The sequence below is a fragment of the Clostridioides sp. ES-S-0049-02 genome (genome assembly GCF_020658465.1).
GTDB lineage: Bacteria > Bacillota > Clostridia > Peptostreptococcales > Peptostreptococcaceae > Clostridioides.
On sequence record NZ_JACVWG010000004.1, the window covers coordinates 14429 to 31384 of the forward strand.

At 29.4% G+C, this 16956-nt stretch carries 17 protein-coding genes and 1 riboswitch; of the genes, 16 read left to right on the forward strand and 1 reads right to left on the reverse strand.

Annotation, left to right across the window (positions count from 1 at the left end; genetic code table 11):
• The first annotated feature begins 3 nt into the window (after positions 1 to 3).
• The 14 genes from IC213_RS11365 (at position 4) to fabZ (ending at position 13224) form a co-directional block, all read left to right on the forward strand.
• Complete coding sequence (locus tag IC213_RS11365) at positions 4 to 1230, forward strand: ABC transporter substrate-binding protein (RefSeq protein ID WP_227863086.1); 1227 nt, start codon at positions 4 to 6, stop codon at positions 1228 to 1230.
• Entirely contained in the window at positions 1211 to 2086 is an 876-nt protein-coding gene (locus IC213_RS11370) for an ABC transporter permease subunit (protein WP_227863087.1), read from the forward strand. The genes IC213_RS11365 and IC213_RS11370 overlap by 20 nt, the downstream gene beginning before the upstream one ends.
• A gap of 8 nt (positions 2087 to 2094) precedes the next feature.
• Positions 2095 to 2889 carry an ABC transporter permease subunit gene (locus IC213_RS11375; RefSeq protein ID WP_227836204.1) on the forward strand — a complete coding sequence of 265 codons (795 nt, stop codon included), beginning with the start codon at positions 2095 to 2097 and terminating at the stop codon, positions 2887 to 2889.
• Positions 2890 to 2909: 20 nt separating this feature from the next.
• The gene (locus tag IC213_RS11380; protein ID WP_227434537.1) at positions 2910 to 3947 is read left to right on the forward strand and encodes an ABC transporter ATP-binding protein; all 1038 of its coding nucleotides are present in this window, start codon (positions 2910 to 2912) and stop codon (positions 3945 to 3947) included.
• Between the two features lie 135 nt (positions 3948 to 4082).
• The gene (locus IC213_RS11385; RefSeq protein WP_227863088.1) at positions 4083 to 4823 is read left to right on the forward strand and encodes a rhodanese-like domain-containing protein; all 741 of its coding nucleotides are present in this window, start codon (positions 4083 to 4085) and stop codon (positions 4821 to 4823) included.
• 43 nt (positions 4824 to 4866) lie between these two features.
• Complete coding sequence (locus IC213_RS11390; protein WP_227863089.1) at positions 4867 to 6168, forward strand: rhodanese-like domain-containing protein; 1302 nt, start codon at positions 4867 to 4869, stop codon at positions 6166 to 6168.
• Positions 6169 to 6353: 185 nt separating this feature from the next.
• Positions 6354 to 7223: a 4Fe-4S binding protein gene (locus tag IC213_RS11395; RefSeq protein WP_227863090.1), complete on the forward strand. Its 870-nt coding sequence runs from the start codon at positions 6354 to 6356 to the stop codon at positions 7221 to 7223.
• Positions 7224 to 7308: 85 nt separating this feature from the next.
• Positions 7309 to 8046 carry a YwmB family TATA-box binding protein gene (locus tag IC213_RS11400; RefSeq protein WP_227434541.1) on the forward strand — a complete coding sequence of 246 codons (738 nt, stop codon included), beginning with the start codon at positions 7309 to 7311 and terminating at the stop codon, positions 8044 to 8046.
• Between the two features lie 20 nt (positions 8047 to 8066).
• On the forward strand, positions 8067 to 9320 hold the full coding sequence (murA, locus tag IC213_RS11405; RefSeq protein WP_227434542.1) for a UDP-N-acetylglucosamine 1-carboxyvinyltransferase: 1254 nt from the start codon (positions 8067 to 8069) through the stop codon (positions 9318 to 9320).
• 86 nt (positions 9321 to 9406) lie between these two features.
• Positions 9407 to 10471, forward strand: a complete 1065-nt coding sequence (gene spoIID, locus IC213_RS11410) for a stage II sporulation protein D (protein WP_227434543.1) — start codon at positions 9407 to 9409, stop codon at positions 10469 to 10471.
• Positions 10472 to 10536: 65 nt separating this feature from the next.
• A complete protein-coding gene (locus IC213_RS11415; protein WP_227434544.1) occupies positions 10537 to 11205 on the forward strand; it encodes a M23 family metallopeptidase in 669 nt (222 codons plus the stop codon).
• 97 nt (positions 11206 to 11302) lie between these two features.
• Positions 11303 to 11563, forward strand: a complete 261-nt coding sequence (gene spoIIID, locus IC213_RS11420; protein WP_044212029.1) for a sporulation transcriptional regulator SpoIIID — start codon at positions 11303 to 11305, stop codon at positions 11561 to 11563.
• Positions 11564 to 11760: 197 nt separating this feature from the next.
• On the forward strand, positions 11761 to 12780 hold the full coding sequence (locus IC213_RS11425; RefSeq protein ID WP_227434545.1) for a rod shape-determining protein: 1020 nt from the start codon (positions 11761 to 11763) through the stop codon (positions 12778 to 12780).
• Positions 12781 to 12795: 15 nt separating this feature from the next.
• A complete protein-coding gene (gene fabZ / locus IC213_RS11430) occupies positions 12796 to 13224 on the forward strand; it encodes a 3-hydroxyacyl-ACP dehydratase FabZ (protein WP_227483562.1) in 429 nt (142 codons plus the stop codon).
• Between the two features lie 148 nt (positions 13225 to 13372).
• On the opposite strand, the gene yyaC is transcribed toward fabZ, so the two are convergent.
• Positions 13373 to 13882 (reverse strand): spore protease YyaC, encoded by a 510-nt coding sequence (yyaC, locus tag IC213_RS11435; RefSeq protein WP_021382545.1) that lies wholly within the window; start codon positions 13880 to 13882, stop codon positions 13373 to 13375.
• 188 nt (positions 13883 to 14070) lie between these two features.
• A riboswitch (SAM riboswitch) is annotated at positions 14071 to 14174 on the forward strand.
• Positions 14175 to 14310: 136 nt separating this feature from the next.
• On the opposite strand from yyaC, the gene metK reads away from it, so the two are divergent.
• Both metK and IC213_RS11445 read left to right on the forward strand, forming a co-directional pair.
• Positions 14311 to 15504, forward strand: a complete 1194-nt coding sequence (metK, locus tag IC213_RS11440) for a methionine adenosyltransferase (RefSeq protein WP_227434547.1) — start codon at positions 14311 to 14313, stop codon at positions 15502 to 15504.
• Positions 15505 to 15838: 334 nt separating this feature from the next.
• Positions 15839 to 16936 (forward strand): hypothetical protein, encoded by a 1098-nt coding sequence (locus IC213_RS11445; protein WP_227434548.1) that lies wholly within the window; start codon positions 15839 to 15841, stop codon positions 16934 to 16936.
• Positions 16937 to 16956: the final 20 nt, after the last annotated feature.

Sequence of the window (16956 nt, forward strand, 5' to 3'; positions counted from 1 at the left end):
AAAATGAAAAAAAGGATATTAACAATATTATTATGTTTAGGGCTCGTATTTGGATTGGTAGGGTGTTCAAATAACGATAAAAAAGAAGAGCCTCAAAAAGATATATTAAAAAGTAGCAATGAAGAGATTTTAAAATCTGCAAAAGGTACAACAGTTAACTTTTATGGATATGGTGGAAATGAAGTAATGAATAAATGGTTTGATAGTTATGTAATTCCAAAGATGAAAGAAGACTATGACATAACTGTAAAAAGAGTAGGAATGGATATAGAAAACATTCTTAATAAACTATTGTCAGAAAAACAAGCTGGAAATGCTAAGGGTACTATAGATGTGGTTTGGATAAATGGAGAAAACTTCAAAACAGCAAAAGAGAATAAATTGCTATTTGGACCTTTTGTAGAGAAACTTTCTAATTATGAAAAGTATGTTGATTCATCTTCTGAAGATATTACTACAGATTTTGGAGTTAAGGTAGAGGGGATGGAAGCTCCTTGGGGTAAATCTCAATTTGCAGTTGTAACAGACACATCTAAGATTAATACAAAAATAACTGATGCAAAAACACTAAAAAAAGTAATTGTATCTAATCCTGGAAAATTTACCTATCCAGCCCCACCAGATTTTACAGGAAGTGCATTTGTTAGAAATATAATATATGATGTAGTAGGATATGATAAAGTAAAAAATTTACCAGAAGATGAAGCTAAAGTAAAACAAGTCATACAACCCGCTATGGAGTATCTTAAAGAAATAAAACCATACTTATGGAATAAAGGTAAAACTTATCCTGCGACATCTTCTCAGTTAGATAATATGTATTCAGATAATGAAACCTATTTTACAATGACTTATGCTCCCAATGTATTATTAGGAAGGATAGAAAGTGGAGAGTTTAGCAAATCTACAAAAGCAATAGAATTTGAAAAAGGAAATATAAGTAACACACATTTTGTTGCTATACCAGATAATTCTCAAAATAAAGAAGGTGCAATAGCGTTAATAGATTTTTTGATGAGTATAGATGCACAATCCTCTAAGACAGAAACTAAAAATTGGGGAGATACATCTGTTTTAGATATGAAGAAGATTCCAGGTGAAGATGTTAAGAAATTTAGTGAAACTATAGTATTAAAAAATTCAGTTCCAGAATTAAAAGCAGGAATAGTTCCAATAATAGAAAAAATATGGACTCAAGAGGTACTAGAAAGTGAAAAGCAAAATAATTAATGATAAAATAATTCCATATTTATTAATAGCACCTGTATCTATCATCTTGATACTTATAATGGGTGTAGGAATTATAAATTGCATTTCACAAAGTCTAGGATTTTTTCCTCAGATTGGTCTTGAGCAAATTACATTAAGTTATTATAGAGAAATTTTTAGAGATTCTAATTTTTTAGAATCTCTTATCTTTAGTTTGAAGATTTCTTTAGTGTCATCAATTTTGGCTATTATTATAGGTATACTTTTAGCATATATAATGTCTCAAAATAAATTTTCTAAAGTTAGATATATGATTCTAAATGTTCCACTAGTAGTTCCACATATAATAGCTGTATTATTGGTATTTATAATATTTTCTCAAACAGGTATAGTTTCAAGAGTATTTTATTTTTTCAATATAATAAAGGATTCATCTGAATTTATACCAATGGTTTCTGATAAAAATGGAATAGGGATAATTTTAGTTTATTTGTGGAAAGGAATACCATATATAACACTGATGGTTTATAATATATTGAAAAATATAAATGATAATCTACAACAAGTGTCTATAAATTTAGGTGCAAGTAAACTTCAAACGTTTAGATATATAGTGTTGCCGCTTGCTATGCCTACAATAATTTCTTCATTTATAATAATTTTTGCCTTTTCATTTGGTTCTTTTGAAGTACCTTTTTTAATAGGTGCATCAACTCCAAAAGCATTACCAGTTCAAGCATATCTGAGTTATTCTAGCTCAGATTTAATGCAAAGACCAATCTCAATGTGTATCAATGTTGTATTATCTGGAATAAGTTTTATACTATTAATAATTTATGATAGATTTTTTAATAAAATATCAAAATATAATGTATAGGAGTATCTATGAGTAAAAAATTTAATATAATTCTTAATATCATGTTTGTAGTTATTATAGCTCCTATAATATTATTGTCAATATGGGGAGTTGTAAATACATGGGCATTTCCAAATCTTTTACCTAAGGAATTTTCATTAAGAGGATTTAGATATATTTTGGATATAAATAATCTGAATATCATTTTGAGAAGTATTATAATATCAATAACTGTAGTCTTAGTTACTATTTTATTAAGTATACCAGCATCTAAAGCGTTAGCACTATACGATTTTAAAGGAAAAAGGTTTTGTGAGTTACTGATATTGTCTCCAATTATAATTCCACTAATATCTGTTGCTATGGGCATACATATAGCATTTATTAGAATAGGTCTGGCCAATAATATTTTGGGAGTAATTATTATAAATATACTTCCATGTATACCATATTCAGTTCGAATAATAACAGATGTTTATAAATTAATAGGTGATAATTTAGAAATACAAGCGAAAGTACTTGGAGCAAGTAGATTTAATACATTTAGATATGTAACTTTCCCTTTGATTTTGCCAGGGATATTGGGTGCATCAAGTATGTCTTTCATAATATCCTTTAGTCAATATTTTTTGACTCTTCTTATAGGCGGAGGTAGTGTCATAACTTATCCAATGATTATGTTTCCATATATACAAAGTGGAGACAGGACAATCGCATCTTTGTATAGTATGCTCTTTTTAATAATAAGTTTATTTATCTTGATAATAATAGAATACAATGTAAAAAAGAACTATAAGCATATTCAAAATACAAGGCTATTTTAGTACGATTGGAGGTGTAATAATTGTCATCAGTTAAACTTATAAATTTATGTAAGAGTTTTAACAAAATCAAAGTTTTAAACAATATGAATTTAGATATAAAAGAAGGAGAAATAGTTTCTCTTTTAGGTCCATCAGGTTGTGGAAAAAGTACTACTCTAAAATTAATTGCTGGTATTTTACATCCTGATTGCGGAGATATACTTTTAAATAATGAATCAGTATTAGATATACCTATAGGAAAAAGAGATACTGTAATAGTTTTTCAAGATTATTTATTATTTCCACATATGACTTTATATGAAAATATAGAATTTGGTCTTAAAATGAAAAAAATAAATAAGAATATAAGAAAAAGTAAAGTAAACGAGCTTATAAATTTAGTTAAGTTAAAAGGATATGAAAATAAATATCCAAACGAACTCTCAGGAGGACAACAACAACGTGTTGCAATAGCAAGGTCTTTAGCAATAAATCCAAAGGTACTGTTATTAGATGAGCCATTTTCAAATTTAGATATTAATTTACGCAATGAAATGAGGGAATTTGTATTAGGATTACAAAAACATCTAAAGATAACAACGATATTAGTAACACATGACAAAGAAGAAGCGTTAATGATGAGTGATAGAATAGCAGTTATGTTAAATGGTGAGGTTAAACAATTCGACACACCTGATAATCTTTATGAAAATCCCAAAAGTAAAGAAGTTGCAAATATATTTGGAGAAAAAAATTATTTAATCGGAAATATAAGAAATGGAGAATTTGTAAATGATATAATTTCTATTAAATTAGATAAATATAAAAATATAAATATAGATAATGTAGAGTTAATGATACCAAAAGAAAGTATAATCCTAAAAACGATTGATAATGATGTAGGAAGACAAGGGTCTATATTAAAAAAAAGATATGCAGGAGATAAAGTTTACTATGATGTAGATATTGATGGAACGGTATTAAAAGCTAGTAGCAACAATAATTTATATGAAATAAATGAAAAGGTAGATGTGTTTATGGAACAAAGAAAAATTCTATTCTTTCCTGTTGAACTATAGAAAAAAACTATGGCTGTAAACAAGTAAATAAGTATCAAATATATTTTAATTTTGTTATAATGAATTCGAATACTATAATAAAATAAGATTTTATATCAAAAAAGGGAATATTTTTAATATTTGGAGGGTAATTTTATGAAATTTAGTAAAAGATTTAAAGTTTTAGCTATTGGTTTAACTTTAGTATTAACATTAGGGAGTGTAGTTGGTTGTGATTCTAAAGAATCAGAAAAACCAAAAGAATCTTCTCAAAGTCAAGATAAGGCTAGTTATAAAGAAGCCACAGGTGAAGAGGCTGTAAAAATGATGAAGAAAAATAAAGAATTATTGATATTAGATGTAAGAGGTGCAGAGGACTATGCTAAAGGTCATATTATAAATGGTATAAATATATCAGTAGATGATTTAGAAGATAAATTAAGTGCTTTAGAAGGATATAAGGATAAAACTATATTAGCGTATTGTAACTCAGGTAAAAAAAGTGCAAAAGCTGCTGAAATATTAGTAAAAAATGGATTTAAAGATGTTTATAATGTAGAAGGTGTGAAAGATTTTGATTATGAATTAGTTACATATAATGATATAACTGCGCCTGAAATGTTAAAGTTAATAAGCGAAAATAAAGATTCTATAGTAATAGATGCTAGAAAGTCAAAAGAATTTGAAACTGGACATTTAAAAGAAGCTATCAATATAGCACTAGAAGACACAGAAAAGAAAATGGGAGAACTTGATAAAAATAAGGATATAATTTTATACTGTAGAACTGGAAATAGAAGTGGGCAAGCAGCTAAAATACTTTCAGAGAATGGATTTACAAAAGTATATAATTCAGTTGATGGTGTGGATGAATATGATTTTGATTTAGTTAAATAGATTTAAAATAATAAAAGATTGATTAGAAATCGGAGTACAAATTATGTCGAAGAAATTAAGAGAAGAAATAGAAGAAGGTTTTTGTGCTAATGTTAAATCAATTTCTACAGAAGATTTGAAAGAGAAAGTACAAGATGAATCTTGGGTTATAGTTGATACTCGTTTAAATGATGCATATAATGGCTGGAAATTAGATGGAGTAAAAAGAGGTGGACATATAAGAGGAGCAGTAGATTTTTCTGCGAATTGGTTATATGTAGACTCAGATAAAAAAGACAAAGTATTAGAACAAGCACTAAAAACAAAAGGTATTGATTTAGATAAAAATATAGTACTATATGATGCTAATGGAAAAGATGCTTTACTTGTAGCTACTTACTTATCTAAAAAAGGATATAAAAATCTATATAAATATGATATTAAACAATGGGCAAATAATGAAAATCTTCCAATGGAAAGATATAAAAATTATCAAATGATAGTACCTGCTTCCATAATAAAAGATATCTTGGATGGAAAAATTCCAGAGACATTTGAATATTCTAAGAATATAAAAATGATTGAAGCAAGTTGGGGAGAAGAAAAAGAATCTTATGCAAAAGGGCATATACCTACAAGTGTTCATATAAATACTGATATTATAGAACCTCCTCCAACATGGATGCTTACTAACAATGATAATTTGGCCAAATTTGCTTTAGACTATGGATTTACAAAAGATGATACTGTGATAGTTTCAAGTAGCGCATCTATGGCTTCTTATAGAATTGCTATTATATTACGATATATAGGAGTAAGAGATGTAAGAGTTTTGAATGGTGGAATAAACTCATGGTTATCAGAAGGATATGAGCTGGAGTTAACTAGTAATCCAAAAAGTTCATGTACTACTTTTGGGGAAAATATACCAGCTAATCCACAACTAATTGTTAGTATACCAGAATTAAAGCAAAAACTAAGAGATAAAAATAAATTTACATTAGTGGACAATCGTTCTTGGGATGAACATATAGGTAAAATATCTGGATATAGCTATTATGATAAAAAAGGTCGTATACCAGGAGCCTTATATGGTCATGCAGGTAGTGACAGTGTATCACTAGAAGAGTATCGTAATATAGATAACACAATGAGAAATCAATATGAAATATTGGCAATGTGGGATAAAGAAAATATAGATACTAATAAACAACTTGCATTTATGTGTGGAAGTGGATGGCGTGCTGCAGAGGTATTAACATATGCAAATGTTATGGGACTTGAAAATACTTCTCTCTATAGTGATGGATGGATGGGATGGAGTCTTGATGATTCAAATCCAATTGAAACAGGAGATTCAAAATAGAATTTTGTAAAAAATATAATATAATTGTTTAAAATGAAGGTATATTCAGTTTATTAAGTTGAATATACCTTTGTTATGTTTTAAAATATAAACATAGTTAGAATATGCTTATATGGATGTGCACTTATTTAAACATATTATTAGCAATATAGAATTATAAAATTATATATTATGAGGTGTGAAATATGATTAGTAAAGATGAAAAAGCAAGGTTAAAAGCTGAAGGTATATTAGCCCAAAGCCAAGAAGGGTATTTCTCAATAAGAATATTGAGTAGAGCGGGAAACTTTACAGCAGAACAGCTTATCAACTTATCAAAGTTATCTGAAAAATATGGTAGAGGTTATTTAGGTGTTACTACTAGATTAGCTGTTGAAATACCATGGATAAAGTATGAAGATATAGATTTAATGAAGGAAGATTTAAAAGCTGTAGGGCTAAAGCATGGTGGTACGGGTAAAAAAGTAAGACCATTAGTCGCATGCAAAGGTACTGTATGTCAACATGGAATATATGATACACAAGAATTATGTGGAAAGTTACATGATTCATATTTTGGATATGATTTACCATCTAAAACTAAAATTACACTAGTTGGATGTCCAAATAACTGTGCAAAAGCAAATACTAATGATGTGGGTATAGTAGGTCAAGTATACGTAAAATTTAATGAAGATAAATGTAAAAATTGTGGATTGTGTACATCATCTTGTAGACAAAAATCAGTTTATATGGAAGATAAGAAATTAGTGTGGAATAAAGAAGAATGTGTAAATTGTGGAAAGTGTGCTCAAGTATGTCCATTTGGAGCTATGGAAGTTGATAAAAAAGGACTAGCTGTTTATCTTGGTGGTAGAATGGGAAGAGGCTATAGATTTGGAGATAGACTTAGTAATTTGTATACAGAGGATAATATAGAAGAATTAGTGCAAGATGTATTTTATACATATAAACAATTAGCAAGTCCAGGAGAAAGAATAAGTAAAGTATTAGAGAGAATTGGAATCGAAGAGTTTGAAAAACATTTATTTAATATAAAATTACAAAATGCATAAAAATACATATTGATAAAGTATATCTCTCTTAAATTTGTTAATAATTCTGTTATAGAGAAAAACAAATTTAAGGGGGATTTTTATTATGAAGATAATAAAATTAGTTGTAAGTTTTTTTATGTTAATGGCTATAGGCATGACAATATCTTATGCAGATGCAAATATAAATACTAGATATAATAAATTAATTAGTGCTCTTGAAACTTCAGAAGCCGATTTTAAATATTATAATATGAAAATTAATTCTGTTATAAATTACAATTTATCAAATAAAGAATTACATAATATTTTTCTAGAAATAATTAACAATCTAAAGTTAGATGAAAAAGGAATAAATTGGAACCAAAAAGGGTATGGCGATGAAATACAATTATATGCTACTATAAAAGATAGCGATAAAGAAATTTCTATAAAAGGAATAAATAAAAATAATAAAGAAAGCTACATAATAGTTGACATATTGGACAACAAAGTATATAAACATAAAGAGGATATTTATAGTAGTGTAGAAAACGTGTTAAATAAATATTCATCTCAAGTAGATGTATCTGCTTGTATTGTTGGAGAATACACAAAAAGGTTACAAAACCACAAATATGATGATATTTTACAAAAAATATTATATAATATGAGTGCTAAGCAAATAGATAAAGTGAAAGACGTAAACTTTTTATCTATAACAGCATATAGTAAAGTATTAAATGATGATGATTTAGAATATTTAGGGGAAAAAATCAATTTAAATATAGGAATTAAATATAATGAGGACGATGGAAAAACACTCATATATATTGCCACACCAATTATAAAATTAGATTATTAATTATGAGGAGATCAGAAAATATGGCTAAGATAATAGTAAAAAAGAGTAATCCACTTAAAGGTAGTGTTAAAATAGATGGCGCAAAAAACGCAGTTTTACCAATAATAGCAGCAACTTTATTAGCAAACGGGAAATCAACTTTAAATGGAGTTCCAAATTTAAGAGATGTTCATGTTATATCAGATTTATTAAGACATGTAGGAGCAGAAGTTGAATATAAAGAAAATACACTTACTGTTGACGCAAGTAATATAAGAACTTGTGAAGCTCCATATGAGCTTGTAAGAAAGATGAGAGCTTCTTTTTTGGTTATGGGACCATTACTTGCTAGATTTAATAGTACAAAAATTTCTATGCCAGGAGGATGTGCTATAGGAACGAGACCTATAGATTTACATTTAAAAGGATTTAAAGCTTTAGGTGCAAAAATAGAAATGGACCACGGTTTTGTTGAAGCAGCAACAGAAAAATTAGTAGGAAATAAATTGTATTTAGATTTCCCATCTGTTGGAGCTACTGAAAATATAATGATGGCAGCTTCTTTAGCAGAAGGAACTACAATAATAGAAAATGCAGCAGAAGAACCAGAAATAGTTGACTTAGCTAATTTCTTAAATGAAATGGGAGCAGATGTTAAAGGTGCAGGTACTAACACTATAAAGATAAAAGGTGTTAAGGAGTTAAAAGGAGCAGAACATAATGTAATTCCAGACAGAATAGAAGCAGCAACTTATATGGTTGCAGCAGCTATGACAAAAGGTGATATAACAGTTGAAAATGTTTTAATGGAGCATTTAAAGCCAGTTGTAGCTAAATTAAGAGAAGCTGGTTGTGAAATTACAGAGATGGACAATTCTGTTAGAGTAGTAGGTCCAAAGGTATTAAAGCCAATAGACATAAAGACTTTACCACATCCAGGGTTTCCTACAGATGTGCAAGCTCAATTTATGGCTATGCTTACTGTAGCTAATGGAACTGGTGTAGTTATAGAAACTGTTTTTGAAAATAGATTTATGCATGTTGCTGAATTCAATAGAATGGGTGCTAATATAAAAATAGATGGAAGAAGTGCGGTTGTTAATGGAGTAGATGAATTACACGGTGCAGCAGTAAATGCTACTGATTTAAGAGCAGGAGCAGCGCTTATTTTATGCGGTCTTATAGCAGAAGGAGAAACTCAAATAGGAGAAATATACCATATTCAAAGAGGTTATGTTGATATAGATAAAAAGATAACAGCATTAGGTGGTCAAATCAAAATAGTAGAAGATTAATAATTGGTTTAGATAAGTAAGTTATAAATTGATAGGGTTGTTCATATACTTAAATACAAGGTTTTAAAAGCTAAGGAGGAGAGTATATGAAGAACCCATTGGTTGTTTTGTTAGGATTTGTAACTTGCTCTGTGTTAGTCCCTTCATTGATAACTTTAGTTTCTTACAAAAATGTGGAGCTAACTGAAAAACCAGAGAAAGTAGTTTCCATAAACAAAACCATTAAAAAAAATGATATTAAAAATGAAGGTAAGAAAGAAGATAAAAAGGTAGTAAACTATGAAACTGTAGACAAAAAAACACCAGTTATAAATGTCTATAATCACATGTCAGGTAAAGTTGAAAAAATGGACATGGAAAACTATTTATGTGGAGTACTAGCTGGTGAGATGTCCTCGGATTTTGATATAGAGGCCTTAAAAGCCCAAGCTGTAGCAGCTAGAACGTATGTAGTATATAAGCAAGAACATGGGAAATCAAGTAAACATAAAAATGCAGTGGTATGTACTGATTATAAACACTGTCAAGAATACAAGAGTTATGCGACTCTTAAAAAGTTGAATGGTGAAGAATGGATTAAAAATAAGTATTCTAAAATTAAAAACGCAGTTAAAGGCACTAAGGGGCAGATAATAACTTACAATGATAAGGCTATACTTCCTCTTTATTTCTCTACCTCATCAGGGAAAACAGAGAATAGTGAAGAGGTATTTTCATCAAAATATCCTTATTTAAAATCTGTAGAAAGCCCATATGATAAGTATTCTCCCAAATTTGCATCAACACTTAAAATAAGCAACACAGATTTTGTTAAGAGCCTTAGAAAGTCTTATAGTAGCATTGTGATAGATGTAAATAATTTGAGTAAACAAGTTGCAATAACTGAAAGAAGCGATGCTGGAACTGTAGAAAAAATAAAATTAGGAAACAAAGAAGTCACAGGAAAAGATGTGAGGACTGTTTTTAACTTAAATTCTGCAAACTTTGATATAAAATTTGGAGAAGGATACATAGATTTTGTAGTAAAAGGATATGGTCATGGAGTTGGTATGAGCCAATGGGGAGCTGAAGGTATGGCAGAAGAAGGCTATAAATACTATGATATATTATCACATTACTATACTGATACAAAAATAAAAGATATATACTAATAATTGTATAAAATACCAAAAACACGTCAATAATCCAAATGTAGAAATATATTTGGAGGTGCGAAATGAAGAAAAAACTGTTAGAAAAAGATGGTTTTTATTTATCTTTATTTGTATGTGTTTGTTTATTAGCAGTAGGTGGAGTTTGGTTTACAAATAATAATGTAGATAAATTAGCTTCTAATAAAGGCATGATAGAAAAATCTAATAAAGATAGTGAAGAGGAAATACATTTAATTGAAAAAGATAAGAAAGATGCTATCCCTACTGCGACAGATTCAAAACAAAACTTAGAAAAAGCTAAGGCAAAAGAAGAAAATAAGTCAAGTACAACAAAATTAAATTACATTGGTGATAAGATAATAAGAGAATATTCAGAAAAAGAACCTAGTTATTCTAAAACATTGGATGTTTGGGAAACTCATAAAGGTATAGATGTTAGTTGTACTAAAGGTAAAGAAATAAAATCTCTATTAAACGGAATGGTAGTAGATGTATTTGATGATGAAGAATATGGAAAATCAGTAAAAATAAAAAGCGACAATAATACTGTAGTAGTATATTCAAATCTAGATGAAAATGTTAGTGTTAAGAAGAATCAGAAAGTAACAGAAGGACAATCATTAGGGACTGTAGGAAGTACTTCTCAGATAGAAAGTGAAGAGGGTATACATGTGCATTTAGAAGCATATAATGGAGAAAAATCTATAGACCCAATGAGTCTAATTAAGTAAAAGTATAACAAGTTTAATCATATTTGGTTAAGCTTGTTATATTTTTTGGTGTTTTTACATATATATCATTAAAGCTATTATGTGAGGGGGGTAATCTTTGAGATCTCATATAGAGGAAAGAGCCATAGTGGTAGCAAAATATATACTTGAAAAAAACACTACAGTAAGACAAACAGCCAAGACATTTGGAGTAAGTAAGAGTACAATTCACAAGGATGTTACAGAAAGATTAAAGGAAATAAATCCATCCCTTGCCAAAGAAGTTAAAAGTGTGCTAGACAAAAATAAATCAGAGAGACATATTAGAGGGGGATTAGCAACGAAATTAAAGTATGAGAAGGAACATAAAAAAATGTAGGTTAAAAACCTACTTTTTTTATTACATTAAATTATTGTAAGAAATATATTATATAATTATAAATAGCAAAAGAATAATACTCTCAAAACATTTATTTTCTCTTGATTAAAGCGAGATTTTTGTATATGCTTTATTATAGGAGTATTAATAAATAGGCTTATAATATAATCTAATATATAAATGAAGGAGTTGAAAAAATGGCTGGAGCTGATATAGGCATAGATTTAGGTACTGCAAATGTACTTGTTTATGTTAGTGGTAAGGGAATCGTTTTAGAAGAACCATCTGTTGTTGCAATAGACAACAGAACAGATTCTGTTTTAGCTGTAGGAGAAGAGGCTAAAAAAATGATAGGAAGAACACCAGGAAATATAGTTGCAATAAGACCTTTAAGAGATGGTGTAATTTCAGATTATGATGTAACTGAGAAGATGTTAAAATCTTTTATAGATAAGATAGTTGATAAAAAGGGATTTGGAAGATTTTTCATGCCTAGAATTATGGTATGTGTGCCAACAGGTGTTACAGAAGTAGAAAAGAGAGCAGTAGAGGATGCTACTAGACAAGCTGGGGCTAGAGAAGTGTATATCATAGAAGAGCCAATAGCAGCAGCTATAGGAGCTGGTGTAGACATATCACAACCTAATGGTAATATGATTATAGATATTGGTGGAGGAACTGTAGATATAGCCGTAATATCACTAGGGGGAGCAGTTGTAAGTGAATCTATAAAAGTTGGCGGAGACCGATTTGATGATGCTATAGTTAAGTACATGAAAAAACAACATAATCTTCTTATTGGAGAAAGAACCGCAGAAAAAATTAAGTTTGAAATTGGTTCTGCATTTAAGAGAGAAGAAGAAAAGTATATGAAAATAACAGGAAGAAATCTAATTACAGGTCTTCCTAGTTCTATAACTATAAACTCAGCAGAAATGTTAGAAGCCCTTAGAGAATGTGTTGAACAAATAGTTGTTGCAACTCATGCTGTTTTAGAAAAAACACCACCTGAATTAGCAGCAGACATAGGTGATGTTGGTATAATAATGACTGGCGGAGGCTCATTATTATATGGATTAGATAAGATAATAGAACAGAGAACAGGAATAACTGTTACAATAGCAGATGAACCACTATCTTGTGTTGCGAAAGGAACAGGGATTGCTTTGGGCTCAATAGATTTACTTGAAACAGGTGGGTCTTTCAAAAGAAAATAATTAGGAGAGTTTAAAATGTTAAATATAGATGAAATAAAAGAACTAATACCACATAGATATCCATTTTTATTAGTGGACAAGATTACAGAGTTAGAAGTTGGAAAAAGAGCTGTTGGTATAAAAAATGTAACAGTTAATGAACCATTTTTTCAAGGTCATTTTCCAAATTACCCATTGATGCCAGGAGTGCTGATAGTAGAAGCTCTAGCACAAGTGTGTGGAGTAGCAATGATGTCTTTGGAAGAAAATAAAGGGAAATTAGGTGTATTTGCTGGTATTGATAAAGTTAGAATCAAGAGAGAAGTAAGACCAGGAGATACATTGACTATGGAGGTTGAAATGACAACGCTTAGAAGAAATATAGCAAAAGCAGATGCTAAAGCTTATGTTGGTGAAGAACTTGTCTGTAAAGGTGAGTTAATGTTTGCTCTAGTAGAGAAATAAAATTTTTAAGAATGAAAAGCATTAAATAAAATAGAAGAATAAATATCAAAATAAAAAGGTAGATAATTTGGAGTATTTATTAAATTAAATACTCTATAGTATCTACCTTTTTAATACAAAAATTTTTATCAGTTACCTTATATAAGATTTAAGTAGATACCAATAGTGCTAAGGCTATTGTTTCAGCTAAATCTAGTATAAAGCTAAGACGTATATTATTAAATGAAAGTCTGTTATTTTCATCAATTTTATCTACAATTCCTACTATAGAATAATTTCCTATTTGAGGTAGTTTTTTTCCCACACCTTTTCCGGGCAGGATAGGTCCTTCTCTAATCTGTATATTGCCTATGTTACTCTGTGACCCCAAGCAAGCATCTATAGCCAAGAAGTTACCTTGCATATGTGTATTTTTTATAGTATCTAAAGACTCATATATATTTAAGGCGTGAATAGGGTTATCTAGTGTACCGTAAACGGGGTATTTAAATTTACTGTTTTTAAGTATTGTTCCAACTAAAGGGCCTAAAGTATCACCTATAGCCCTGTCTGTTCCTATGCAAACAACAATCGTATTTTCATTAATTATGGTTTTGAGAACTGAACTTAGCATCTGTATAACATCATCATCGCTGTAATTTACTTTAGCTAAATACAATAGGAACACCCCCTTCAAAAAAATATATGAATAAAAAACACTAAAAAGACCTAACTTTAAATTTCAGATAGAGATAATATTTTATTTGTCTCACAAAAAAAGTAATAGCAAAAATATGACTAAAAATCTTGACAAAATTTTAAAAAAATAGTAAGCTAATAAAGTAAAATAAAACTTAAATCTTGATTACCTTATCAAGAGCGGCTGAGGGATAGGCCCTGTGAAGCCCAGCAACCACCCAAATGGGAAAAGGTGCTAATTCCTACAAGACAAAAGTCTTGAAAGATGAGGTCAGTTAATTAGTATGCGATTACGATTATTAACCTCTTCTTATAAGGAGAGGTTTTTTATTTTGAGTAAAATTTCTAAGAATTGAAGATAAGGTAAAATCTATAATAAAAATTAAGAATGAATAAGGAGGAACAAAAATGGCAAGACATTTATTTACGTCAGAATCAGTTACAGAAGGACATCCTGATAAGATATGTGACCAAATATCAGATTCAATATTAGATGCATTGTTAGAAAAAGACCCACAATCTAGAGTAGCTTGTGAAACTACAGTAACAACAGGCTTAGTTTTAGTAGCTGGAGAAATAAGTACATCTGCTTATGTAGATATACCTAAATTAGTAAGAGAAACAGTAAAAGAAATTGGATATACAAGAGCAAAATATGGATTTGACTGTGACACTTGTGCAGTTATAACTTCTATAGATGAACAATCTGGAGATATAGCTATGGGAGTTGATGAAGGTCTAGAAAGTAAGACTGGAGAAGAAATAGAGCAAGAAATAGAAAAAGTAGGAGCTGGAGACCAAGGTATAATGTTTGGATTTGCATGTAATGAAACTCCAGAATTAATGCCACTTCCAATATCATTAGCTCATAAATTATCAAGAAGACTTACAGAAGTTAGAAAGACAGGTTTAGTTGATTATTTAAGACCAGATGGAAAAACTCAAGTTACTGTTGAATATGAAGGAAATAAAGCTGTAAGAGTACATACAGTTCTTATATCAGCTCAGCATTGTGAAACAGTATCAAATGATAAGATAAGACAAGATTTAATTGAGCATGTTATAAAATCAGTTATACCAGCTGAATTACTTGATGAAGATACTAAAATTTATATAAACCCAACAGGCAGATTCGTTATAGGAGGACCTCAAGGGGATACAGGTCTTACAGGAAGAAAAATAATAATAGACACTTATGGAGGATATTCTAGACATGGTGGAGGAGCTTTTTCAGGAAAAGACCCTACAAAAGTTGATAGATCTGCTGCTTATGCTGCTAGATATGTTGCTAAAAATATTGTTGCGGCTGGACTTGCAGATAAATGTGAGATAGAACTTGCATATGCTATAGGTATAGCTAGACCATTATCTATATTTATAGATACTTTTGGGACAGGTAAAGTTTCAGAAGAGAAGCTTGTTGAACTAGTAAACAAACACTTTGATTTAAGACCAGGAGCAATAATAAGAGATTTAGATTTAAGAAAGCCTCTTTACAAAAAGGTTGCTGCTTATGGTCACTTTGGTAGAACGGATATAGATTTACCATGGGAAAGAACTGATAAAGTAGAACAATTAAGAAAAGACGCATTAGGTGAATAATGCTTAGATAAGGAGCTGCTAGAATGTAATTTTAAAATTACGTTTTAGCAGTTTTTTATTTTATGATTAAATATATTTAATAAATACTAATTTTAAATCATATAATAAATAAACATTATTTAGTGAGATTAATATATTTCATTATATAATATTGCATTAAATTAATACATAGTAGAAGGCATATGTTAAAAATTGGTTAAGATTTCGTTAAGTAATGTTAAATAATTCAAAAAATATTGAAAAGCATCAATAATACAACTAATATAGTCTTAATAAACTTAAATTAAATTTTACTTATTAAAAAATTTATTTTATTTAGGAGGGAGTAGTGTGTATGTCGGATAAAATAAACATCAAAATGGTTATAAGTTTTGCTGGAGCATATGTAGCGACTGTAATAGGTTCTGGATTTGCAACTGGTCAAGAGATAGTACAATTCTTTACGTTTTATGGGTATGCTGGAATTATAGGAGGAATAATATCTATGGTATTATTCTCATGGTTTGGAGCAGAAGTTATAGAAAAAGGGAGAGAATTAAAGCTTAAAGAACCAATAAAGATTTATCAAGTATATTGTGGAAAATATCTTGGTACATTTTTTGAGTGGTTTGGACCATTGTTTTTGTTTGGTACATTAGTAATAATGATTGCAGGAGCAGGAGCTACATTATCAGAGTATTATGGTCTAAATCCATATGTAGGTAGAATTGGTATGGCAATCGTTTCCCTAATAACTGTATCTCTAGGTTTGACAAGGCTTTCAAAGATACTAGGTAATATAGGTCCTATAATAATAATATTTACACTTTTAGTAGGAGCAATTAGTCTATTTAGTAATATTGGCGCTTTATCAAATGCAGGAGCTATAATTGATAGTCTAAACGTTAAAACTGCTACATCAAATGGATATTTCTCAGGTGTACTTTATACTTGCTATAATGTAATAATAGTAATAACATTTTTAACTGGAATGGGAGCTTCAGCAAAAAATAAGAAAGATGCTGTATGGGGAGGTATAGTAGGTGGAGTAGCCCTTATGGCAGCTGCTATAATGATGAATCTAGCATTACTTTCAGATGTAGGAAATATATACACAAAAGAAATACCAGCTCTTTATTTAGCTGACAAGATATCTCCAATTATAGGTATTTTATTCTCAGTAGTACTTTTATTAGGAATATATACTACAGCTGTACCATTATTATGGTCAGTAACTAATAGATTTGTGGAAGATGACCATCCTAAATTTAAAATAATAACAGTAGTAGTAAGCATATTAGCATGTATAGGAGGATTATTACCATTTGATAAGCTTGTAGGGACATTATATCCATATACAGGTTATATGGGAATTTTAATTTTACTATGTATGCTTTATCGAAGAATTACCAAAACTGAAGGATACAAGGAAAATAAATCTGAGGTAAATTAATATCAAAATAAATTTGTGAA